Raw genomic sequence first — 21,332 nt, forward strand, 5'->3', positions numbered from 1 at the left:
TGCTATCTGGCCAAATCCGCCACGACCGCATCGAGCACGATCATGCCGGCCGGCGTGGCGCGCAGGCGCGCATTGCCGATCGGCGCCACCAGGCCTTCGTCCTGCAGTACCGACAGCCGTGCCGTCGACAGGCCGCGCCCTGAAAATGCCTCGTAGCGGGAAAGGTCGATGCCTTCCGCCAGCCTCAGCCCCATCAGCAGGAACTCGTCGGCCTCTTCCGACCGCGTCAGGATCTCGCCGCCGGTAACGCCATGGCCCTTGGCCTCGACCAGATTGGCCCAAGTCTCCGGCATTTTCTCGGCGATCGTCACCACGCGCCGGCCATTTTCGACGAACCGGCCATGCGCGCCGGGACCGACGCCGACATATTCGCCATAACGCCAGTAGGTGAGATTGTGCCGGCTTTCGGCGCCGGGCCTGGCATGGTTGGAAATCTCGTAGGCCGGCAGTCCGCGCGCGGCGGTGATCTCCTGTGTCAACGCGTAGAGATCGGCGGCAAGCTCATTGTCTGGAATGATGAACTTCCTTGCCGCATGCAGCGCATGGAACGGCGTGCCTTCCTCGATGGTCAGCTGATAGAGCGACAGATGGTCTGCGGCGTGGCCGATCGCCTGCTCGAGCTCCGCCTGCCACGCTTCCGGCGTCTGACCGGGCCGCGCGTAGATCAGGTCGAACGACAGCCGTGGGAATATCTCGCGCGCCAGGCCGATCGCATGCAGGGCCTCATCGACATTGTGCAAACGGCCGAGGAAGCGCAGATCCTTGTCGTGCAGCGCCTGCACGCCAAGCGATACCCGGTTGACGCCGGCCGCGCGATAGCCGCGAAAGCGCTCGGCCTCGACGGAGGAGGGATTGGCCTCCAGTGTCACCTCGATGCCATCAGGCACCGTCCAGTTCTTCGCCACTGCATCCAGCACCGCCGCCACGGTCTGCGGTTTCATCAGCGATGGCGTGCCGCCGCCAAGAAAGATACTGGTCACCTCGCGCGGCCCGGTGCGGCCGCGCATCGTCGCCAGCTCGGTCTCGAAGGCGCGGGCAAAACGCTCCTGGTCGACCGGCTGGTGGCGGACATGGCTGTTGAAGTCGCAATACGGGCATTTGGCCGCGCAGAACGGCCAGTGGACGTAGACGCCGAAACCAGGCCTGCGGTCGAGCAGCATGGTCATACGGCGGCCAATCGGGCTTGCGCGAATTTCTGGAAGGCGCGGGCACGGTGCGACAATGCGGTTGGCTGGCCGGGCTTCCAGCCATGCTTGTCCTTCGCGCTCATCTCGCCGAAGGTCTTCTCGAACCCATCGGGCAAGAACACCGGATCGTAGCCGAAGCCGAGCTCGCCGCGCGGCGGCCATACCAGCGTGCCCTCGACCTCACCGCGAAAATATTCCGCCTGGCCATCGGGGAAGGCCAGGCAGATGACCGCGACAAAGCGGCCCTTGCGCTGGGCAGGCGTGATCGCGCCAACTTCTTGCAAGGCCACTTCCGTGCGCTGCATGGCCATGCCGAAGTCGCGGGAGCCGTCCGGCGTCTCAGCCCAGTTGGCGGTGTAGACGCCGGGTGCGCCGTCGAGCGCATCGACACACAGGCCGGAATCGTCCGACAGCGCCGGCAATCCAGTGGCCTTGGCGGCGGCCAAGGCTTTTATGAGGGCGTTCTCCTCGAAAGTGGTGCCGGTCTCGTCCGGTTCCGGCAGGCCGTATTCCTTTGCGGACTTCGCTTCAATGCCGAATGGCGCCATCAGATCGGCGAATTCTCGCAATTTGCCGGCGTTGTGGCTTGCGACGATGATCTTATGCCCATCAAGCGAATGAATAGTTGGCGAATGCATCAGATGCCCCAAATTCGTGGCTCGGCGAATTCGATCGAATTGCCGGAGGGATCGCGAATATAGATCGAGCGGCCGCCTTGCGGCCACTCGAACTCGCTTTCGATGGCGATTTTCTTCGCCTCAAGATGCGCTTTCCAGCGTGGGATTTCATCCGCGCTTGCGGCGAAGCAAAGATGGCCCTGGCCGACCGCGCCATGCGGCGGCACGGGCAGCTTGGCGTCGGCCCGCGGCGGCACTTTGGTGGCCTCGGCATTGAAGATAAGCAGCACGCCGTCGCCGCAGCGGAAGAAGAGATGCCTGCCATCGACCTTACCGAGCAGATCGAGCCCGAGCACGCCCGAATAGAACCGTTCCGCGGCAGCAAGGTCGGTCACGTAGAGTGCTGATTCCAGGATTGCGGAAGGAGTCACAGGATCGCCAATCTCATCAATATTGGACCGCAGCTAAGCCACCGCCATTTGCTGCAAGCTGACCAGGCGCTGAATGCCTTTCTTGGCGAGCCCCATCAGCGCCGCGAACTGCTCTTCCGAGAACGGCTCGCCCTCGGCCGTGCCTTGGATCTCGACGATGCCGCCCTTGCCGGTCATGACGAAATTGGCGTCGGTGCCGGCCGAGGAATCCTCGATGTAGTCGAGGTCGATGACCGGCTGGCCATCATGGATTCCGCAGGAGATTGCCGCAACGTGATCCTTCAGCACCTTGCTCAGGCTCGCCATCTGGCGGGCTTCCATCCAGCGCAGGCAATCGTAGAGCGCCACCCAGCCGCCGGTGATCGAAGCGGTGCGCGTGCCGCCGTCGGCCTGGATCACGTCGCAGTCGACGGTGATCTGCTGCTCGCCGAGCGCCTGCAGATTGACCACGGCGCGCAGGGAGCGGCCGATCAGCCGCTGGATTTCCAGCGTGCGGCCGCCTTGTTTGCCGGACGAAGCCTCGCGGCGCATGCGCTCGCCGGTCGAACGCGGCAGCATGCCGTATTCCGCCGTCACCCAGCCCTTGCCGGAGTTGCGCATCCAGCCCGGCACCTTTTCCTCCAGGCTGGCCGTACACAGCACATGCGTGTCGCCGAACTTCACCAGGCACGAGCCTTCCGCATGCTTGGAGACGCCGCGCTCGAAGGAGATGGGGCGCATTTCGTCGAATTGGCGTTTGGAAGGGCGCATTCAGGCTTCTTTCTTTCTTCGGAATCTTGGCCGGGGAATCTTGGCCGGCTTGTAGCCGCACGGGGCGTGAGGCGCAAAGGAAAATGGACCGGTTGCGCCGACACCGCGGAAGTCTATATCTTCGGGGCGGAGGTTTTTGGCTCGAAATGACAAAGGCAGTCGATCCCGGTTTGCAGTCGCACGTGCTCCCGTCGCACGCGCTGCAATCGCCCGCGCTTCAATCGCTCGACATGCGTTCGCGCGACATCTTCCGGCGCATCGTCGATTCCTATTTGAGGGATGGCGAGCCGGTCGGTTCGCGCAGCTTGTCGCGCATCCTGCCGTCGTCGCTGTCGCCGGCCACCATCCGCAACGTGATGAGCGACCTTGAGCATCTCGGCCTGATCTATGCGCCGCACATTTCGGCTGGCCGGCTGCCGACCCAGGCAGGCCTGCGCTTCTTCGTCGATGCTTTCATGGAACTTGGTGACCTCTCCGACGAGGAGCGCCGCACCATCGAGGCCCAGGTGCGCGCCTCCGGCTCGGGCGCAACTCTGGAGCATATGCTGACCGAGGCCAGCCAGATGCTGTCCGGCATGTCGCGCGGCGCCGGCCTCGTGCTCGCCGCCAAGAATGAGGCGGCGCTTAAGCACATCGAATTCATCCAGCTCGAGCCGACCAAGGCGCTGGCCGTGCTGGTCTCGCAGAACGGCGACGTCGAAAATCGCGTCATCGATCTGCCCGCCGGCATCACCATCTCGCAATTGCACGAAGCCTCTAACTTCCTCAACGCCCATATCCGCGGTCGCACCCTGGCCGAGGCGCGGGTCGAGATCGCCCGCATCAAGGAAGAGACCAGGGCGGCCCTCGACACGCTGTCGCAGGATCTGGTCGAGAAGGGCCTGGCGGTCTGGGCAGGCGCTGAAAGCGGCGTGCCTGGGCGGCTTATCGTGCGCGGTCGCGCCAATCTCCTGGAAAACGTCACTGCCCAGGCCGACATAGAATTGCTGCGGCATCTGTTTGAGGATCTGGAGACGCAGGATGGGCTGATCCAGCTTCTCGACCTCGCCGAGGCAGGCCCAGGCGTGCGCATATTCATCGGTTCGGAAAACAAGCTGTTTTCGCTGTCTGGCTCCTCGCTGGTGGTGGCACCCTATCGCGACAAGGACGCGCGTGTCGTCGGTGCGCTCGGCGTCATCGGGCCGACGCGGCTGAATTATGCGCGCATAGTACCGATGGTCGACTATACGGCGCAGCTGATTTCGCGCATGCTGAGCTAGGAGCCGCCGCGGGCCTGCCGCAAGGAGGAGAAAAGAATGGCGCTGGAATCGTTCAAGGCCCAGATCAGTCTGCTGCTCGAAGAAATGATCAACCAGCCAGAGGATCAGCACGAGGTACAAGAGCAGTTGCGCGAGAAGCTGCAAGAGATGCGGGCGATGGGTTTACCGCTGCCGGCCGATCTGGTCGCGCTGGAAAAGCGCCTCGACGACGACTTTTACGCCTCTGGCAACTGAACGGGTTCGGCTTCAAATCCTCGTGTGCTGGACGGCCGCTTGGAACGATCAATACCTGATGCCGTTTGCCCCTGTTCGAGGCGAATCCCGGAGGACGTTGATGATCCGATCTGGCGGCTTTGCGGCCTTGGCCGCTGCCCTCCTTGTTGCGACACCGGCAGCCGCCCAGCAGGCGGACCAGAATGTGCTCAAAGGCGAAGCCGCGTTTGGCGATTGGCACGCCGACAGGCCTGGCGTCCGACGCCTGATTGGGCCGCGAGACATGCCGGCAGCCGACCCCGCCCAATCCGCTTCGAACGGCGCCGGCGTGGCGGAACGGCCCGAAAGCGCCAAGCCAGAATTGCCGTCGGGCTTTTCGGCTGAAATGATCGCATCCGGCATCGTCAATCCACGTGTCGTGCGCGTCGCTCCGAATGGCGACCTGTTTGTTGCCAACAGCCATGCCGACCAAATACGCGTCTATCGTCTCGCCGAGGGCAGCGCCAGGCCCATCGAGAAAGCGATCTTCGCCAAGGGGCTCAATTATCCCTACGGCATCGCCTTCTATCCGCCAGGAGACAAACCGCAATGGGTTTATGTCGCGAACAGCGACAGCATCGTCCGCTTCCCCTATCGCGATGGCGACCTGAAGACATCCGGCAAACCAGAAACCATTGTCGCCAAAATCCCGTCGGGTGGTCACACGACCCGCGACATCGCCTTCTCGCAGGACAGCAAAACGCTTTATTTGTCGGTTGGCTCCGCCTCGAACGTCGCCGAGGATATAGGCAAGGAGCCGGATAGCGGCCTCGACGCCTGGGCCAAATCAAAGCCGCTCGGGGCGGCCTGGGGCTCCGAGGACGGCCGTGCCGATGTGCTCGCCTTTGACCCGGATGGGAAAAATCCGCGAACTGTCGCCACCGGCCTGCGCAACTGTACGGGCATGACCGTGCAGCCCGCCACCGGCGCATTGTGGTGCGTCGTCAATGAGCGCGACGAACTCGGCGACAATGTGCCGTTCGAATTTGCAACGGCGGTCAAGGACGGCGGATTCTATGGTTGGCCTTGGTACTACATCGGCAATAACGAGGATCCGCGCCATCAGGGCGAGCGGCCAGACCTCGCCGGCAAGGCCACTGTCCCCGATGTATTGATGCAGGCGCATTCGGCGCCGATGAATATAGCCTTCTACGACGGCAAGAACTTCCCGGCGGATTATCAGGGTGACGCCTTCGTCGCCATGCATGGTTCGTGGAACCGTGGCGCCAGGACCGGTTACAAGGTGGTGAGGCTCAAATTCAGGGATGGCAAGCCGACAGGCGAATATGAGGACTTCATGACCGGCTTCGTCATCTCGAACGACGCCGTCTGGGGCCGCCCGGTCGGTGTCGCGATGGCCAAGGACGGCTCCCTGATCGTCACCGAGGACGGTAACGGCACCATCTGGCGCGTTACCTACGAAGACGGCCGCTCCTGAACGGCGGTGTCGCCTGCTGCGCTGGCGCAATCGAATCCGGCCCGAGGGAATTCACCCAACTTCAACATTGTGCGACAAGCGCCAATCATGACACTCACCCGGTTCCTCGCCTATAGTGCTGCCCTCGGCATCGCCGCGGCCATCCCCGGCCCAGGCGTCACCGCGCTTGTTGCGCGTGCTCTGGGTTCCGGCTTCCGCTCGTCGCTGGCCATGTCGTTCGGGCTGATGCTCGGCGACCTGACCTATCTCACTGCCGTGGTGCTCGGCCTGGCTTTCGTCGCACAGACTTTCGGCATGGTCTTCCTGGCCATCAAATGGCTGGGCGTCGCCTACCTCGCCTTTCTTGGCTGGCGTTTCTGGACGAGCGGCATCACGCCCGAAACGGTGGAGGCGAAGAAAGGCAAGGGCGGCTTGGCATCCAGCTTTGTAGCCGGCCTTGCCGTCACGCTCGGCAATCCGAAGACGATGATCTTCTATCTTGCCATCACCCCGACCATCGTCGATCTGAAGACGATCACGCTGGCCGATTACGGCATCCTCGTCGCGCTCACCATCGTCGTCCTGCTCGTCGTGCTGGTGCCCTATCTGGCGCTGGCGGCCAAGGCGCGCTGGTTCCTGAAGTCGCCGCGGGCGCTGAGGGCACTCAACCGCACCGCCGCCGGCTTTATGGTCGGCGCGGCGGCGGCAATTGCCGCCCGCCAATAGATCTCTTTCGCCAATCCGCCCAACGATTGCCACGCCTTGCAAAGGCGGGGGTACTCAGCACGAACTTCACTCGGATATTTTTCGATCGACAGCCTATCTTGCGCGGTGGATGGCTCTATCCTATGCCCGCGCGACTCTTGCCGCTTTACCTCTGGGAGGAAATCAATGAACAAGCCCGCCACCCCCACACACGTGCCCGGCCGCGGCCGCATCTACAATTCGATCACCGAGACGATCGGTGACACGCCGCTGGTGCGGCTTGATAAATTCGCCAGGGAGAAGGGTGTCGTCGCCAATCTGCTGGCCAAGCTCGAATTCTTCAACCCGATCGCCTCGGTCAAGGACCGCATCGGCGTGTCGATGATCGAGGCATTGGAGGCTTCCGGCAGGATTACGCCCGGCAAGACCACCCTGATCGAGCCGACCTCGGGCAATACCGGCATCGCGCTCGCCTTTGCCGCCGCTGCCAAGGGCTACAAGCTGATCCTGACCATGCCGGAAACCATGTCCGTCGAACGCCGCAAGATGCTGGCGCTGCTCGGTGCCGAACTGGTGCTGACCGAAGGGCCGAAAGGCATGAAGGGCGCCATCGCCAAGGCCGACGAGCTGGCGGCAACGCTGCCCGACGCTGTCATTCCGCAGCAATTCGAAAACCCGGCCAATCCGGAAATCCATCGCCGCACCACGGCCGAGGAAATCTGGAACGACACCCATGGCGAAGTCGATATCTTCGTTGCCGGCATCGGGACCGGCGGCACCATCACCGGCGTCGGCCAGGTGCTGAAGAAGCGCAAGCCCTCGGTGCATGTCGTCGCCGTCGAACCGGAAGCCTCGCCGGTGCTGTCGGGCGGCCAGCCAGGCCCGCACAAGATCCAGGGCATTGGCGCCGGCTTCGCGCCAAAAATCCTCGACACGACGATCTATGACGAGATCGTCAAGGTCTCGAACGAGGATTCGGTTGCCAATGCACGGCTCGTCGCTCGGCTCGAAGGTGTGCCGGTCGGCATCTCGTCGGGTGCCGCCCTGCAAGCGGCGATCGTCGTCGGCTCGCGGCCCGAGAACAAGGGCAAGAACCTCGTCGTCGTCATCCCCTCCTTCGCCGAGCGCTATCTCTCGACGATCCTGTTCGAGGGATTGGGCGCTTAGACACGAGCGTTTTTGACCGGTTCGTAGCGATCCTTCGCGATTCCCTCCGGCATCAAACGTTCTGTATCAACGCTCCGGCGTGGACCGCTGAAAAACCACCTGTGGCGGGCGTCGTTCGCTTTGAGCGGCGGGTCACTTCCGTATCAAATCGTCGCTGCCTGGAGGAGGACTTCATGTACAAGCTCTATACGCGTGCCAATGCCGGCGGCTTTGTCGTCGAGGCGGCGCTCGCTTTGGCGGGTGTGCCTTTCGACCGGATCGACGTTCCGAAGGGCCGACTCGACCAGGCCTTTTAGACATCAGCCCCTTGAACCAGGTGCCGGTGCTGGTCTTGCCGGACGGACGCTCGATGACCGAATCGGCGGCGATCTGCGTCCTGTTGGCCGAACGCCACCCGGACGCAGCTCTAGCGCCGGCCGCGAACACACCTGACCGTGCCGACTTCCTGCGGTGGATGTTTTTCATGTCCTCCGTCATTTATCCAGCCAACCTGCGGTTCTTCTACGCTGATCGCTACACGGCCGACGCTGGCGGCGTGGACGCCGTCAAACAGGCGGCGGTCTCGGAATTGGATCGCAGCTTCGCCATTCTCGATGCCGCCCTCGGGGGCCGTGACTGGCTGGCCGGCGACCGGCTCTCGCTGGCTGACATCTATCTCGTCATGTTGGTGGCCTGGCATCCGGAGGTCGCGACGGTTCCAACCGCTTGGCCGAACGTCGAACGCCTGTGGGCCAATTTGCGGGAACATCGGGTAATGAAGAGGCTGAATGCTTCCCACGACATGTGGCCGGCCTAAGCACTCCGCCTGTCTCAGTGTCTTTCCGCATGGCCGAGCCCTGCCCGTCGTTCCTGCAGGAACCGGCGCACGGCCGGATCGCGTTCGAGGCCGATAGCCCGGTCATAGGCCTCGCTCGCTTGCGGAACTTTACCGAGTCTGGCCAGCAGGCCCGCGCGGGCGGCCCAGTAAGGTTGATAGTCATACAGCCGCTTGTCGCCGCTGAGTTGGTCAAGCGCGCCCAATCCTGCCGAAGCACCTTCGGCCTCGGCAATCGCCACCGCACGGTTGATCGACACCACCGGCGAGCCGGCAATCACCGACAGCGCGTCGTAGAGCTCCTTGATCGCGACCCAGTCGGTACAACCGGTCAGCCGCCGTGTCGTATGGGCGGATTGCACGGCGGCCTCGAGCTGGTAGCGGCCGACAACACCCTCGGCGGCCGCGCGCCCGAGCAGCGCCTCCGCTTCATCGATCAGGGTATCGTCCCACAATGCAAGATCCTGCTCGGCCAGCGGCACATAGTCACCCGCCGCATTGCGCCGGGCTGCACGCCGCGCCTCGGCGAACAGCATCAGCGCCAGCAGGCCGAGTGCTTCCGGCTCATCCGGCATCAGCGAGGCGATCAAACGGCCGAGCCAGATGCCTTCGGTCGCGAGATTGCGGCGCCGCGTTTCGGTGCCGGCCGGGTCGGACCAACCTTCGGCAAACGCCGCGTAGATCGCTTCCAGAACGGTGCCCAGCCGCTCGCCGAGCTCGGCCCGCTCCGGCACGCGGAACGGAATGCCTGTCTCGCGAATTCGCGTCTTGGCGCGCACCAGGCGCTGGCTCATCGTGGCTGGCGAGACAAGAAAAGCCGAGGCGATGGTCGCTGCGTCGAAGCCCAGGACCGTCTGCAGGATCAGCGGTGCTCGCACGCCGGCCTCAATCGCGGGATGGGCGCAGGCAAACATGAGCCTGAGCCGCTCGTCCGGCAGGTCTTCCTCGGCCATGCGCGCCTCCATCTCCTCGGCGATCAGTCTGAGGTGGTCGCGGCCCGCCTCGCGTGTCAGCCGCCGTCTGATCGCGTCGACGCGGCGCTTGCGTGCCACCGCCAGCAGCCAGGCTTCCGGCTTGTCGGGCACGCCCGCCTGTGGCCAACGCTCGAGCGCCGCTGCAAAGGCATCGGCCAATGCGTCCTCGGCAGCGGCCACGTCGCGCGTGCGTGCGGCGAGATAAGCGACCAGCTTGCCGTAGCTTTGCCGGGCGGCCGCTTCCGCCGCCGCCCGCGCAGTATCGGGCAATTCCGGCATCACATGGTGAGTTCCCAGATCGGCCGCACCTCTACCGTGCCGGTGCTGGCGCCCGGGCAGCGCGCCGCCCAGGCGATGGCGGCGTCGACGTCCTCCGCTTCGATCATATAGAAGCCGGCAAGCTGCTCCTTGGTGTCGGCATAGGGGCCGTCGAGCACGTTGGTCTTGCCATTGGCCATCCGCACCGAGGTAGCGGATTGCGTCGGCTTCAGCCGGTCGCCGGCGAGCCAGGCGCCGGATTTCTTCAGCGCTTCGGTGTAGGCGACGTACGCGCTCGACATCTGTGTCACCGCATCTGCTGGCGCGGCTGCCATCCCGGCTTCGTTTCCATAGATCAAAAGCATGTATCGCATGGTCTTCTCCCGTTTCTCGAAGGCCGCATCGTTGCGAGCCGGACTTATGTCGCGCGGCCCTGCCGGATTTCGACAAGCGCTGGAAAAATCTTTCTGCCGCGATGCGACCTCGCGCAAGCGCCAACGTGTTGCGGCACTGCTTAGCCGTTCGTCTAATCGCTGCTATTGCGGGTTGGCATTTCCCGCCCGCTGTCTAAACTCGCTTCGTGCCGCCGAGGAGGGCACGGCGGCGAATTTTCAGGGAGGAAATCGCATGCTCAATTTCAGAACGAAATTTGTTGCAGCCGGCGTGCTGGCGCTGTCGCTTGGCCTTGGCGCGGTATCGGTCAAGGCACAGGAATTCATCAACGTGCTGACCGGCGGCACGTCCGGCGTCTACTATCCGCTCGGCGTCGCGCTGTCGGAAATCTACGGCAAGGGCATCGAAGGCGCGCGTACTCAGGTGCAGGCGACGAAAGCGTCGGTCGAAAACCTCAACCTGCTTCAGCAGGGCAAGGGCGAGATCGCCTTTGCGCTCGGCGATTCCGTCAAGCTGGCCGCCGAAGGCAATACTGAAGCAGGCTTCCCAGGCAAGCTCGACAAGCTGCGCGGCATTGCCGCCATCTATCCCAACTACATCCAGATCGTCGCCAGCAAGGAATCCGGCATCAAGACGCTCGCCGATCTCAAGGGCAAGAGCCTTTCGGTCGGCGCGCCGGCCTCAGGCACCGAGCTCAACGCCCGCACGATATTTGCCGCTGCCGGGCTGAAATACGAAGACCTCGGGCGGATCGAATATCTGCCCTTCGCCGAATCGGTGGAGCTGATCAAGAACCGACAGCTCGACGCCACGCTTCAGTCGGCTGGCCTTGGGGTCGCGTCGATCCGTGACCTCGCCACCTCATTGCCGGTAAACATCGTTGCCGTGCCGGCGGAGGACGTCGCCAAGATCGGCTTGCCCTATCTTTCCGTGGTCATCCCCAAGGGCACCTACGAGGGCCAGACCGAGGATGTTGCGACCGCCGCCGTCGGCAATTTCCTGATCACCAGCGCCGATGTCTCCGACGAGACCGCCTACCAGATGACAAAACTGCTGTTCGAGCATCTCGACCAGCTCACCGCTGCCCACGCCGCCGCCAAGGCGATCGACCCGGCCAAGGCGCTCGACGGCATGCCAGTGCCGCTGCATCCAGGCGCCGAGAGGTATTACAAGGAAAAGGGATTGGTGAAGTAAGGAGCCATCCCTCCCCCTTGAGGAAAAGGTGAACAGCTGCCGAAGGCGAATGGACCGGTAGGGTCGGTTGAGGCCGTACACTGCCGCACCGACCCCACCCGCCTAGCTTCGCTCGCACCTCCCTCGGGGAGGGGAGCGCCCCGCCAGGAACCCCGCTAATGACCGCAACCCCGACCGTTCTTTCCCCCACAGCGGAAGCTCCTGTCGAAGGATTGCCGCCTGGCTTCGGCGAAGGCATCGCTGGCAAGGCGGCTTTTTTTATCGCCATCGCCTTCTCCATCTTCCAAATCTACATCGCCGCCTACGGCAGCCTACCGAGCCAGGTCATACGCGCCATGCATGTCGGCTTCCTGCTGCTGCTCGGCTTTGCCCTAATCGCCAATCTGCGCGCCAAAAGCGTCCCGGCGAAAGCAGTGTTCTGGACGCTCGGCCTGCTTGGTTTCGCCACCGGTCTGTACAATTGGGTGTTCTATGCCGACCTCATCCGCCGCTCCGGCTTTCTCACCACGCCTGACCTGATCGTCGGCGCGGTGCTGGTCGTGCTGGTCTTCGAGGCGGCGCGGCGGTTGATGGGGCTGCCGCTTGCCGTCATTGCCTTCATCTTTCTCGCCTACGCATTCGCCGGCAATCATCTGCCACCGCCGTTCATCCATCGCGGCTATGATTTCGCCCAGCTCGTTGACACCTTCGCCTACGGTACCGAAGGCATCTACGGCACGCCGATCTATGTCTCGGCCGCCTACATCTTCATCTTCGTCGTTTTCGCCGCCTTTCTTGAGCGCGCCGGCATGATCGCGCTGTTCAACGATTTTGCGCTTGGCCTGGTCGGCTCATGGCGCGGCGGCCCGGCGCAAGTCTGCGTGCTGTCCTCGGCGCTGATGGGCACCATTTCCGGCTCCGGCGTCGCCAATGTGGTGGCCAGCGGCCAGTTCACCATCCCGCTGATGAAGCGCTTCGGTTTCCGCTCGGCTTTCGCCGGCGCCGTCGAGGCGACCTCGTCGATGGGCGGTCAGATCATGCCGCCGGTGATGGGAGCGGTTGCCTTTATCATGGCCGAGACCCTGAACATCCCCTATGCCGCTGTGGTCAAGGCGGCGATCATTCCGGCGCTGCTCTATTTCGGCGCCTGTTTCTGGCAGGTGCACCTGGAAGCCGGCAAGGCCGGCCTGCACGGCATGGCCAATGCCGACCTGCCCAATCCGTGGGATGCGGTGAGACAACATTGGCCGCTGGTACTGCCTCTCGCAGCACTGATCTACCTGCTGTTTGCCGGCTACACACCGGTGTTCGCCGGCACCATGGGTCTGGCGTTGACCATTGTGCTTATCCTCGGCACGCCGCTGGCAGCATCGATCGGGCCTATCGCCTTCCGCATCGTCTTCTGGCTGGCGCTCGGACTTGCCGCGGCTTCCTTCATGAAATTCGGCGTCAACATCCTCAGCCTGGTCATCGCAGTGCTGGTCGCCGCCTGCCTCACCTTCAAGGGCGGGCGCGAGACGCTGCGCATATGCGTGGATTCCCTTGCCGAAGGAGCAAAGAACGCGCTGCCGGTCGGCATTGCCTGCGCCATTGTCGGCATCGTCATCGGTACGTTGACGCTTACCGGCATCGCCTCGACCTTCATCGGCTGGATCATCTCGATCGGCGAGAACAATCTGTTCCTGTCGCTGCTTTTGACCATGCTCACCTGCCTGGTGCTCGGCATGGGCATACCGACCATTCCCAACTACATCATCACTTCGTCGCTGGCCGGGCCAGCGCTGCTGTCGCTCGGCGTGCCGTTGGTGGTCAGCCATATGTTCGTCTTCTATTTCGGCATCATGGCCGATCTCACCCCGCCTGTGGCGCTGGCCGCCTTCGCCGCCGCACCCATGGCCAAGGAAAGCGGCCTCAAGATCGGCGTCCAGGCCACCAAGCTTGCCATTGCCGGCTTCGTTGTGCCGTTCATGGCGGTCTATACCCCGGCGCTGATGCTGCAGGACCCCGGCCCGATCGCCGCCCAGTTCGGCTATCCCGTCGAGGTCGCCTATATCGTCATCAAAGCCTGCATGGGTATCGTCCTGTGGGGCGCCGCGGCCGTCGGATTTCTCGCCCGGCGCATGGCCTGGTGGGAACGCCTCGTCGCCTTCGCCGCCGGCGTGCTGCTGGTTGCGGCGCTGCCGCTCACCGACGAGGCGGGCTGGGCGCTATCCCTTGCCTGGATCGGCTGGCACTGCTGGCGCGCGCGGCAGGCTTCGCTGGCTAATTCAGCATGAGCCTCTGCATCGTCGCGGCCGGCAAGACGGTGACGCTCGCGGTCGCTGCCTTCACGCTCTCCTGGGTGCATTCGGTGGAGAAGACCCAGTGGCAGGAAGACTGGAAGGTGCTGCCGTCCGGCCTGCAATTGGTCGAGGCCCGCATCAAGGGATCGGGCGCCGGGATGGAGCCGCCGCAAGGCTCGGTGCTGAGAAACGGCTGGTGGGTCTATGCGCCCAAGGTCGGGCCACAGCGGCGCCTCGCGCTCGCCGCCTCGGGCGCAACGGGTCAGGGCTGGACGCTGTGCACGGCGCAGGACTGTCGCGAATTGGCCAAGCTGGCAGGCGGCACGATCTCGCTGGAGCCGTGCGGGCCGGAGGGCTCCAGCCAGCCGCGGTAGCGGACGATCATGCCGGCAAGCGGATGCGAGATCTCAACATGGAAGCGGAAGCGGCCATCCTTCACCGTTTCGTAGGAAGTCGAGCGTGGACCGAGCCACATCGGAAGCGGCAGGCCAAAAAAACTCCAGCGGCGCAAGACCAGCGCCAGCCGGCCGTCTGCTGCAACCAGCGCCATCGCGAAGGTCAGCGGGCCGAAGCGTTCGCACAGCAAGCGCTGCGATCGACCCCGGCCTGCGGACTGTAGGCTCGAAAAACTGTGCTTGCCGAATGTCCGGGTCCAGGTCTCGCCGTCCTTGTCGGTGTCGAAGCGGACATGAACCGGGATGTCCTCGCTTGCCCCGGGGAAGCCGACCGTCCAGGCCATTAGCCGGCCAAGAACATTGCGCCCGCGTTCGACGCGCGCGCGGCCTGCGGCCGTGATCGTACGGTCATGCATTGACCGAATTGCCTCGGGAAGGCCTTGCCAGGCGGCACCGAGCAGCTCGGCATAAAGCGGCTTGTCCTCGTCCGCCGCCCCGTTCCTGAAGCCGGTGTAGATTGTCCGCCCGGCGAACAGGGCTTCATAATCCCGGAGCTCCAAATCGCGCATCGCCGCCCGTGCGCCCGGCGCGGGCTGATGTCCGGCCAGCGCTTTGCGGACCAGCGCTTCGACCGCCATCGACGGGATCAGCGGCCCATCATTGCCCTCGGCCACGAGATGCCACGAGCGCTTGACGATGGCGCCCGCCCGGTCCGATCCCTCCACCTCGACGAACATGCCGCCGCGATGCTCGCCCCAGCGCAGCCGGTTCGTTGCCTGATGCATCAGCGGCGCCAGTGGCGAAAGCGAACCGATCAATCCGGCGCGTACAAGCCAGGCGAGGCCGATCAGGGCGCGGTGCAGCGTCTCGGGAACCGGCCCGGCGCCCATCCAGATGGTCTTCGCCTCCGGCCAAAGCTTGGCCAGAGCGCGCAGGTCCGGAACGTCGACCAGCGAGAACAGCGTGTTTCGAAGCGGCAGCCGGCCCGGCGGCGCGACGGAGTAGCGCAATTGCTCTGTGAACGGATGGCCTTGTTCGGGACGGCCATTACGAACAAGCCGCACCGGCTGACCGGCGTAACCGGCGATAGCCCGAATGACGTTCTCGCCGACTCCGGCAAAGGGCGACGGCGCGATGCCGCCGCGAATGCCGTCGACCCGCGTCAGGTCCGAAGACAGGCGACGCACCACTGCCGCCGTCAGCACCGGAAAGCTCGACACGCCGGACAGCACGAAGACGCCGGCGTTTCGCGCCGCCTCGTCGAACGCAGAGACACCGGCGACGAAATCCGAGCCGTCGGCTAGATCGAGATAGTTGATGCGCCGGGCGATGCAGCCCTCGATCAGGCGATAGCGTCCCTCGCCATAGGCCTGGAACGGACCGCTCGCGTCGACTACAATATCAGGCTCTAATGCAGCGAGTTGCGCGGCGAGATCGCCGTCACGGTCGAACAGTGCCGGCACCAGCTGGGCTGCTGTCGGGGCGCGCTTCTTGCAATACGCGTCAGCCTTGGCGAGCGAGCGCCCGGCGACAAAGAGGATCAGATGCGGCTCGCCCTCCAAAAGCTCGACAGTGCGACCGCCAAAGGTGCCATAGCCGCCGACGACAAGAACCTTCATCCGCAGTTCCCCCAACAGTTCCCCCAAAATGCCCCGCCCGCTCCCGGCCACGGCAACGAATCTAGCCGATCAATCTTGCCCTCACCTCGGCGGAAGGGATTTCGCAATTGTCTTTCTTGCCGAACAGGGCGTAGCGGTTCTTTGCGATGCGGCCGTAGAGCCAGTCGCGAAGCGGGCGCGGCAACAGCAGCAGGATCCGCGCCGACCGACACGGCCAGCCGAGTTCGGCCATGACGGCAACGAAACTGTCCAGGCGGGTGAAAGCCGCGCCATCGACGATGACGAGATTGGTCTCGTAGCGATCCGTCCGCAGCCCGTATTTCTTGAACAGCACCTCGCCGAACGGTGACTGCGCCGTTACGAAATGGAAGTGGCCCTTGCGGTCGAGCTTCACCACCATGCGCACAAAGCCCGAGCACAACACGCAGACGCCGTCGAACACGATCAACGGGCGACTTGCATCGAATTCCGGCGGTTCAGGAGAATGGTTCGGCTTGACGGTCACGTGGCGCCTGACAGCTGGTGTCAGATGAAACTAGGCCTGCCGGCGGCTGGATCAAAGCCCGGAATGTCAGGGCCTTGGCGTTGTCGCACGCCGTCTGTCGGTCAGCGCAGGGCGCTCGGCGCGATAGGTCGTTGACCGGTTGTCGGCGTCGGGCCGGCAGATCCGGCTGTCGTGACGGCTTTCCGTGGTCATCATCAGTGCACGCTGATCCCAAGCGTGTTGCCACGGCGCGCGCAGGCGGGGCCTGGGCCGCGCATATAATAGCGCTCAGGCCGATAGGTCGGAGCGACGAATTCGCGGATGGCGGCGGCATAGCCGGCGATTTGATTCCAGAAGCTCATTTTACTCGGTCCCTGTCCCGCTTCGGATGTCCCTTCCGAATTGCGGGGATCATAGCGTCCAGGCGTGAATAGTCGGTGAACGCGATGTTAATCTCTGGTCGAAAATGCCTTTGTTCATGGCTGGAATGCGGCTGATTCGCGGTGTTTCCATGCAGTTCGTCGGCATTTCGTCCAGTGTGACTTTTGCATCACATATGTTTCGCCTGAATGTCGCAGAGGCGCGGTTTTGTTTCAGGTTTTGCCGGACCGCGAAATTTCCGTGCACGCGGCCGGAAAACCAGGAACCGGCCCGTCAGCCGCACGTTGATTTCCCAGTGCCGGGACGAACCGGCTCCGCAGGCTGTGGTGCTCGGGTGGGCCGCAGCCAAAAAATCCGAAACCGCAAGAGCAATGGAAAGGCAAAGGCCATGGGTTTCTTTTCGAAGGATATCAAAACCCTCGACGACCTCTTCGTGCACACGCTGCGCGACATCTATTACGCTGAAAAACAGATCGAGAAATCGCTGCCGAAGATGATCGACAAGGCGAGTGATCCGCAGCTGAAAGCCGGCTTTGAGAAACATCTCGCTCAGACCAAGGGTCATATCCAGCGTGTCGAGCAGGTGTTCGAACTGCACGGCGTGAAGGCCAAGCAGGTCGACTGCCCAGCCATCGACGGCATTCTCGAAGAAGCCGACGACGTCAGCGGCGACATCGCCGACAAGGAGGTCCTCGACGCTGCGCTGATCGCCTCCGCCCAGGCGGTCGAGCATTATGAGATGACCCGTTACGGCACCCTGATTGCTTGGGCCAAGCAACTGGGCCGCAGCGACTGCGCCAATGTGTTGGCCAACAACCTCAAGGAGGAGCAGGCAACCGACCGCAAGCTTACCGAGATAGCGGAAAGCAAGGTCAACCTGCAAGCCGCCGAGTAGCGCAGTGAGCGAGAACAAGGCAAGGCTGGGTTGAAAGCCCGGACTTGCCTTTTGCGCCGCCGGAACCGGAACGGACTTTGCCCGTTCTCGGTTGAACATTGTCGTGCAGGGAGTTTGTCATGGCGCCGCGCCCGGCCTGGAGAGGGTATCTCAAGCTTTCGCTGGTCACTTGCGCCGTCGAACTGACCAATGTCGTCACCCAGGCGGAGAAAGTCTCATTCCGCGTGCTCAACCGCAAGACCGGCAATACCGTCAAGCGCGTCTATGTCGATTCGGCAAGCGGCAAGCCGCTCGATGAAGGCGACGAGATCAAGGGCTACGAAATCGGCGACGGCGACTTCGTCCAAATCGAGGAGGAGGAGATCGAAGCCGTGCAGATCGAATCCTCGCACACGATGAGCCTCGATGGTTTCATCGAAAAATCCTCGATCCAACAGATCTATCTCGACGCGCCCTATTATGTGACGCCTGCGGACGAGGTCTCGGAAGAGGCCTTCGCCGTCATCCGCGACGCCATGGCCGCCAAGAAGACGGCGGGGCTAGCCCGCATTGTGCTCTATCGCCGCGAACGTCCGGTGGTCATCGAGCCGTTGGGCAAGGGTCTGCTGCTGACGACCTTGCGCTATGGCGATACGGTTCGCAGGCCCGAGATAGTGTTCGGCGACATCAAGACGGTGAAGACCGACGCCGAGATGATCAGGCTGGCCGAACACATCGTCGATGAGAAACAGGCGGCGTTCGATCCTTCCGAATTCGAGGACAAATACGAAAATGCCCTGATCGAGCTGGTCCGCGCCAAGAAGGCCGGCAAGAAGGCACCGAAGGCCAAGGCGGAACCACGGCCCTCCAACGTCGTCAACCTCTTCGATGCGCTGAAGAAGAGCCTTTCGTCGGAAGCCGGTGCGCCGGCAAGGACCGGACGCCCGGGAAAAGGCGCCAAGTCCAAAGCCGCCCGGCGCAAATCTGCTTAGGATCCGCCCATGGCCAGCCTCGAGCAGTATCACGCCAAGCGCAATTTCAAGAAGACGGCCGAACCAGCCGGCAAGGTTTCGCGCGGCAAGAAAGCCGTGGCGGGTGGCATCTTCGTCATCCACAAGCATGCCGCCACCAGGCTCCACTACGACCTTCGTCTCGAGCATGGTGGCGTGCTGTGGAGCTGGGCCGTGACGCGAGGCCCGAGCCTCGACCCGCACGAAAAGCGGCTCGCCGTGCACGTCGAGGACCACCCGATCGACTATGCGCCGTTTGAAGGCACCATCCCGAAGGACCAATATGGCGGCGGCTCGGTCATTGTCTGGGACGAGGGAACTTGGGTCCCCGATGGCGACCCGGCAAGGGCGATGAAGAAAGGCCATATCAGTTTCGAACTGTATGGCCACAAATTGCATGGCGCCTGGCATCTGGTGCGGCTGAAGCCGCGTCCGGGCGAAAAGCGTGACAACTGGTTGCTGATCAAATCCGACGATGCCGCCGCGCGTCCGGGCGAGGACATTTTGCAGGAGGCGCCGCAATCGGTGAAATCCGGCCTGACCATCGAAGAGGTCGGCGAAGGCAAGACCGCCGACGGCAAGAAGCCAAGCGTCTGGCAGTCCGACCGGCCGGCCGCCAGCAAAGCGAAGGCCGTCGCGGCAAGGCGGCTGGAATTCATCGAACCGGCGCTCGCAACGCTGGAGCGGGACGCCCCGCCCGGCAAGGACTGGCTACATGAGGTGAAGTTCGACGGCTATCGCATGCAGGCGCAGCTTGCCGGCACCGAGGTGCGGCTTTTGACACGCGCCGGCCTCGACTGGACCGACAAATTCGGTGGCGCAATTGTCGCGGCACTTGGCGGCCTGAAATGCACCGATGCTATCATCGACGGCGAAATCGTCGTGCTGGCGCATAATGGCGTGTCGTCATTCTCGCTGCTGCAGCAAGATCTGTCGGCGGGCCGTACGGATCGTTTCATCTACTACGTTTTCGACCTGTTGCGTCTCAACGGTGAGGATATCCGTTCAGAGCCGCTGGTCGAGCGCAAGGAAAGGCTGCGCACTTTGCTCGCCGGACAGGCCGAGGATCAGGCCGTGCGCTTCAGCGACCACTTTGCCGAGCCCGGCAAGATCATGCTGGAGCATGCTTGCCGGCTGGGGCTCGAAGGCGTCGTCTCCAAGCGCGCCGATGCGCCCTATCGCAGCGGCCGTGTCCCGTCCTGGGTGAAGTCGAAATGTACGGCGCGCCAGGAATTCGTCATCGGCGGCTACATGCCGTCGGACAAGACCGGGCGGGGCCTGCGCTCGCTGCTGGTCGGCTATCACGAGGGCGGCAAGCTGCGCTATGCCGGCCGCGTCGGCACCGGCTTCACGGCCAAAAGCACCAACGAGCTGAAGAGGAGGCTTGATGCGCTGAAGACGACAACCTCGCCCTTCGACAGGGCGGTGCCAAGGGGCAAGGGGCTGGTCTGGGTCAAGCCCGAACTTGTTGGCGAAGTGGAGTTTCGCAGTTGGACGTCGGACCGTATAATACGCCACGCGTCGTTCCAGGGATTGCGCGAGGACAAGCCGGCGGAGGAAGTCGTGCAGGAGAAACCGAAAGCACGCTCAGCTCCGGCAGAGTCGACGCCAAAGCCCGCCAAACCCGCGGCCACGGCGAAAACCTCGGTTACGCTGTCCCGCCCCGACAAGCTTCTGTGGCCGCAGGAGAACGTATCGAAGCAGGATCTGGTCGATCACTACGCGCTGGTCTGGCCGCGCATGAAGCAATTCGTCATCAACCGGCCGCTCAGCCTCGTGCGGGCGCCGGACGGTGTTGGCGGCCAACGGTTCTTCCAGAAGCATGCCTCGGCCGGCATGCACGACAAGATCGCCGTGATGAAGGACCCCACCGACGGCGAGGAGATATTGTTCATCCGCGATTTCGACGGTGTCGTGGCCCTCGTTCAACTCGGCGTCGTCGAGATCCACATCTGGGGCTCGACCACGGACGAGCTGGAAAAACCAGACCAGATCATCTTCGATCTCGATCCCGACGAGGGTGTCGACGTGAAGGCGGTGCGTGCCGCGGCGCTCGATATCCGCAGCCGGCTCGACGAACTGTCCCTGCCTAATTTCGTCAAGACCTCGGGCGGCAAGGGCTATCATGTCCTCGTCCCGCTGAAGCCGTCGGCGGACTGGGACGAGGTCAAAGGCTTCGCCCATGAGTTCGCCCGAGCGCTCGAGCAAGCCGCACCCGACCGCTACACGGCGACGCTGTCTAAGAAGGCGCGCACCGGCAGGATATTCGTCGATTATCTGCGCAATGGCCGTGGCGCGACCACGGTCGCGCCCTATTCGTCCCGCGCCAAAAAAGGCGCCACGGTATCAATGCCGGTGACCTGGGCGGAAATCGAGGCCGGATTGCCGCCGAACGCCTTTCCGATCGGCGACAAGACGACGCTGAAGCGGCTTGGGCAAGCCGATCCCTGGGAGGATTTTTTCAAGCAGGCCAAGCCGCTCAAGCGCGGCTAGAGTATCCGTGTTGGTCAAGGGAGAGATGGTGTCCAGGTCCGATTGTCCCTGAGTAGTGCGTTTGCGAGGATGATGAGCTTTCGCATGATGGCTGTGATGGCGAGTTTTGAGGCTTTGCCGTCGGCCGTGAGCTGGTGGTATTTTGCCTTTAGATCGGGATTGAAGCGCATGGCGACGAGGGCGGGCATGTAGAGTGCCTGTCGGACATTGGCTCGCCCGCCGCGGATGAAGGCGCGGCCGATCCAGTTGCCGGACTGTCGTGCGACGGGAGCGAGGCCTGCGAGGGAAGCAGCCTGACCCTGACCGAGCGTGCCGAGTTCGGGCATTTCGATGAGAAGCGCGAAGGCGGTGATTGCCGAGACGCCCGGGATCGAGACGAGGATAGCGAAGCGACGGG

The 21,332-nt window shown here is 63.5% G+C and carries 23 protein-coding genes; 13 read left to right on the top strand and 10 right to left on the bottom strand.

Annotation, left to right across the window (positions count from 1 at the left end; translation table 11 throughout):
- Positions 1-2 precede the first annotated feature (2 nt).
- From hemW to rph, 4 genes are read right to left on the bottom strand one after another with little or no spacing between them, the layout of a single operon-like run.
- Positions 3-1,166 (bottom strand): radical SAM family heme chaperone HemW, encoded by a 1,164-nt coding sequence (hemW, locus tag NKH59_RS21495; RefSeq protein ID WP_352770195.1) that lies wholly within the window; start codon positions 1,164-1,166, stop codon positions 3-5.
- Entirely contained in the window at positions 1,163-1,810 is a 648-nt protein-coding gene (rdgB, locus tag NKH59_RS21500; RefSeq protein WP_352614790.1) for an RdgB/HAM1 family non-canonical purine NTP pyrophosphatase, read from the bottom strand. The genes hemW and rdgB overlap by 4 nt, the downstream gene beginning before the upstream one ends.
- Positions 1,811-1,824: 14 nt before the next feature.
- A complete protein-coding gene (locus NKH59_RS21505; RefSeq protein WP_352473571.1) occupies positions 1,825-2,235 on the bottom strand; it encodes a VOC family protein in 411 nt (136 codons plus the stop codon).
- A gap of 33 nt (positions 2,236-2,268) precedes the next feature.
- Positions 2,269-2,985: a ribonuclease PH gene (gene rph / locus NKH59_RS21510; protein ID WP_352473573.1), complete on the bottom strand. Its 717-nt coding sequence runs from the start codon at positions 2,983-2,985 to the stop codon at positions 2,269-2,271.
- Between the two features lie 146 nt (positions 2,986-3,131).
- Between rph and hrcA the strand changes: the two genes are divergently transcribed.
- The 7 genes from hrcA to NKH59_RS21545 all read left to right on the top strand — a co-directional run bounded on the left by hrcA (position 3,132) and on the right by NKH59_RS21545 (position 8,581).
- Positions 3,132-4,244, top strand: a complete 1,113-nt coding sequence (gene hrcA, locus NKH59_RS21515) for a heat-inducible transcriptional repressor HrcA (RefSeq protein WP_502893799.1) — start codon at positions 3,132-3,134, stop codon at positions 4,242-4,244.
- A 36-nt stretch (positions 4,245-4,280) separates the two neighbouring features.
- Positions 4,281-4,478, top strand: a complete 198-nt coding sequence (locus NKH59_RS21520; RefSeq protein WP_023678983.1) for a hypothetical protein — start codon at positions 4,281-4,283, stop codon at positions 4,476-4,478.
- Between the two features lie 100 nt (positions 4,479-4,578).
- Positions 4,579-5,934, top strand: coding sequence for a PQQ-dependent sugar dehydrogenase (locus NKH59_RS21525; protein WP_353022978.1), 1,356 nt, complete (start codon positions 4,579-4,581; stop codon positions 5,932-5,934).
- Positions 5,935-6,021: 87 nt separating this feature from the next.
- Entirely contained in the window at positions 6,022-6,639 is a 618-nt protein-coding gene (locus NKH59_RS21530; protein ID WP_353022980.1) for a LysE family translocator, read from the top strand.
- A 165-nt stretch (positions 6,640-6,804) separates the two neighbouring features.
- Positions 6,805-7,785, top strand: coding sequence for a cysteine synthase A (cysK, locus tag NKH59_RS21535; protein ID WP_023718844.1), 981 nt, complete (start codon positions 6,805-6,807; stop codon positions 7,783-7,785).
- 173 nt (positions 7,786-7,958) lie between these two features.
- Positions 7,959-8,081, top strand: coding sequence for a thioredoxin domain-containing protein (locus NKH59_RS21540; protein ID WP_353022982.1), 123 nt, complete (start codon positions 7,959-7,961; stop codon positions 8,079-8,081).
- Between the two features lie 20 nt (positions 8,082-8,101).
- Positions 8,102-8,581, top strand: a complete 480-nt coding sequence (locus tag NKH59_RS21545) for a glutathione S-transferase family protein (protein ID WP_353022994.1) — start codon at positions 8,102-8,104, stop codon at positions 8,579-8,581.
- Positions 8,582-8,595: 14 nt separating this feature from the next.
- Here the strand turns inward: NKH59_RS21545 and NKH59_RS21550 are convergent, their stop codons facing one another.
- Positions 8,596-9,852, bottom strand: coding sequence for an RNA polymerase sigma factor (locus tag NKH59_RS21550; protein WP_353022984.1), 1,257 nt, complete (start codon positions 9,850-9,852; stop codon positions 8,596-8,598).
- Entirely contained in the window at positions 9,852-10,205 is a 354-nt protein-coding gene (locus tag NKH59_RS21555; RefSeq protein ID WP_023718846.1) for a YciI family protein, read from the bottom strand. Before NKH59_RS21555 ends, NKH59_RS21550 begins: the two co-directional genes overlap by 1 nt.
- A 253-nt stretch (positions 10,206-10,458) precedes the next feature.
- On the opposite strand from NKH59_RS21555, the gene NKH59_RS21560 reads away from it, so the two are divergent.
- The 3 genes from NKH59_RS21560 to NKH59_RS21570 all read left to right on the top strand — a co-directional run bounded on the left by NKH59_RS21560 (position 10,459) and on the right by NKH59_RS21570 (position 14,053).
- On the top strand, positions 10,459-11,418 hold the full coding sequence (locus tag NKH59_RS21560) for a TAXI family TRAP transporter solute-binding subunit (RefSeq protein WP_352473580.1): 960 nt from the start codon (positions 10,459-10,461) through the stop codon (positions 11,416-11,418).
- Between the two features lie 158 nt (positions 11,419-11,576).
- Positions 11,577-13,673 carry a TRAP transporter permease gene (locus NKH59_RS21565; RefSeq protein ID WP_353022986.1) on the top strand — a complete coding sequence of 699 codons (2,097 nt, stop codon included), beginning with the start codon at positions 11,577-11,579 and terminating at the stop codon, positions 13,671-13,673.
- Entirely contained in the window at positions 13,670-14,053 is a 384-nt protein-coding gene (locus tag NKH59_RS21570) for a DUF1850 domain-containing protein (protein ID WP_352451865.1), read from the top strand. The genes NKH59_RS21565 and NKH59_RS21570 overlap by 4 nt, the downstream gene beginning before the upstream one ends.
- Here NKH59_RS21570 and NKH59_RS21575 read toward each other — a convergent pair.
- The 3 genes from NKH59_RS21575 to NKH59_RS21585 all read right to left on the bottom strand — a co-directional run bounded on the left by NKH59_RS21575 (position 13,942) and on the right by NKH59_RS21585 (position 16,539).
- Positions 13,942-15,693: a saccharopine dehydrogenase family protein gene (locus NKH59_RS21575; RefSeq protein WP_352684010.1), complete on the bottom strand. Its 1,752-nt coding sequence runs from the start codon at positions 15,691-15,693 to the stop codon at positions 13,942-13,944. The genes NKH59_RS21570 and NKH59_RS21575 overlap by 112 nt on opposite strands.
- A gap of 61 nt (positions 15,694-15,754) precedes the next feature.
- Positions 15,755-16,198 carry a thiol-disulfide oxidoreductase DCC family protein gene (locus NKH59_RS21580; RefSeq protein WP_352473583.1) on the bottom strand — a complete coding sequence of 148 codons (444 nt, stop codon included), beginning with the start codon at positions 16,196-16,198 and terminating at the stop codon, positions 15,755-15,757.
- Positions 16,199-16,392: 194 nt separating this feature from the next.
- Complete coding sequence (locus NKH59_RS21585) at positions 16,393-16,539, bottom strand: hypothetical protein (protein ID WP_023718851.1); 147 nt, start codon at positions 16,537-16,539, stop codon at positions 16,393-16,395.
- A gap of 407 nt (positions 16,540-16,946) precedes the next feature.
- On the opposite strand from NKH59_RS21585, the gene NKH59_RS21590 reads away from it, so the two are divergent.
- The 3 genes from NKH59_RS21590 (at position 16,947) to ligD (ending at position 20,935) form a co-directional block, all read left to right on the top strand.
- Positions 16,947-17,453 carry a YciE/YciF ferroxidase family protein gene (locus NKH59_RS21590; RefSeq protein WP_352473615.1) on the top strand — a complete coding sequence of 169 codons (507 nt, stop codon included), beginning with the start codon at positions 16,947-16,949 and terminating at the stop codon, positions 17,451-17,453.
- 119 nt (positions 17,454-17,572) lie between these two features.
- Complete coding sequence (gene ku, locus NKH59_RS21595; RefSeq protein ID WP_352971660.1) at positions 17,573-18,424, top strand: non-homologous end joining protein Ku; 852 nt, start codon at positions 17,573-17,575, stop codon at positions 18,422-18,424.
- 9 nt (positions 18,425-18,433) lie between these two features.
- Positions 18,434-20,935: a DNA ligase D gene (ligD, locus tag NKH59_RS21600; protein WP_353022988.1), complete on the top strand. Its 2,502-nt coding sequence runs from the start codon at positions 18,434-18,436 to the stop codon at positions 20,933-20,935.
- A gap of 14 nt (positions 20,936-20,949) precedes the next feature.
- On the opposite strand, the gene NKH59_RS21605 is transcribed toward ligD, so the two are convergent.
- Positions 20,950-21,332: transposase (locus NKH59_RS21605; protein ID WP_352683431.1), on the bottom strand; the 383-nt coding region annotated here is incomplete at its 5' end.

Source organism: Mesorhizobium sp. M0998 (assembly GCF_040318885.1).
In the GTDB taxonomy this organism is placed as follows: Bacteria; Pseudomonadota; Alphaproteobacteria; order Rhizobiales; family Rhizobiaceae; genus Mesorhizobium.

Excerpts from the sequence above, each read along its gene's own strand:
- cysK (WP_023718844.1), top strand. The coding sequence starts at position 6,805 with ATGAACAAGCCCGCCACCCCCACACACGTGCCCGGCCGCGGCCGCATC.
- ligD (WP_353022988.1), top strand. The coding sequence starts at position 18,434 with ATGGCCAGCCTCGAGCAGTATCACGCCAAGCGCAATTTCAAGAAGACG.
- NKH59_RS21560 (WP_352473580.1), top strand. The coding sequence starts at position 10,459 with ATGCTCAATTTCAGAACGAAATTTGTTGCAGCCGGCGTGCTGGCGCTG.
- NKH59_RS21550 (WP_353022984.1), bottom strand. The coding sequence starts at position 9,852 with ATGCCGGAATTGCCCGATACTGCGCGGGCGGCGGCGGAAGCGGCCGCC.
- NKH59_RS21525 (WP_353022978.1), top strand. The coding sequence starts at position 4,579 with ATGATCCGATCTGGCGGCTTTGCGGCCTTGGCCGCTGCCCTCCTTGTT.
- NKH59_RS21590 (WP_352473615.1), top strand. The coding sequence starts at position 16,947 with ATGGGTTTCTTTTCGAAGGATATCAAAACCCTCGACGACCTCTTCGTG.
- NKH59_RS21565 (WP_353022986.1), top strand. The coding sequence starts at position 11,577 with ATGACCGCAACCCCGACCGTTCTTTCCCCCACAGCGGAAGCTCCTGTC.
- rph (WP_352473573.1), bottom strand. The coding sequence starts at position 2,985 with ATGCGCCCTTCCAAACGCCAATTCGACGAAATGCGCCCCATCTCCTTC.
- ku (WP_352971660.1), top strand. The coding sequence starts at position 17,573 with ATGGCGCCGCGCCCGGCCTGGAGAGGGTATCTCAAGCTTTCGCTGGTC.
- NKH59_RS21570 (WP_352451865.1), top strand. The coding sequence starts at position 13,670 with ATGAGCCTCTGCATCGTCGCGGCCGGCAAGACGGTGACGCTCGCGGTC.
- hemW (WP_352770195.1), bottom strand. The coding sequence starts at position 1,166 with ATGACCATGCTGCTCGACCGCAGGCCTGGTTTCGGCGTCTACGTCCAC.
- NKH59_RS21585 (WP_023718851.1), bottom strand. The coding sequence starts at position 16,539 with ATGAGCTTCTGGAATCAAATCGCCGGCTATGCCGCCGCCATCCGCGAA.
- NKH59_RS21575 (WP_352684010.1), bottom strand. The coding sequence starts at position 15,693 with ATGAAGGTTCTTGTCGTCGGCGGCTATGGCACCTTTGGCGGTCGCACT.
- NKH59_RS21530 (WP_353022980.1), top strand. The coding sequence starts at position 6,022 with ATGACACTCACCCGGTTCCTCGCCTATAGTGCTGCCCTCGGCATCGCC.
- NKH59_RS21540 (WP_353022982.1), top strand. The coding sequence starts at position 7,959 with ATGTACAAGCTCTATACGCGTGCCAATGCCGGCGGCTTTGTCGTCGAG.
- NKH59_RS21555 (WP_023718846.1), bottom strand. The coding sequence starts at position 10,205 with ATGCGATACATGCTTTTGATCTATGGAAACGAAGCCGGGATGGCAGCC.
- NKH59_RS21520 (WP_023678983.1), top strand. The coding sequence starts at position 4,281 with ATGGCGCTGGAATCGTTCAAGGCCCAGATCAGTCTGCTGCTCGAAGAA.
- hrcA (WP_502893799.1), top strand. The coding sequence starts at position 3,132 with ATGACAAAGGCAGTCGATCCCGGTTTGCAGTCGCACGTGCTCCCGTCG.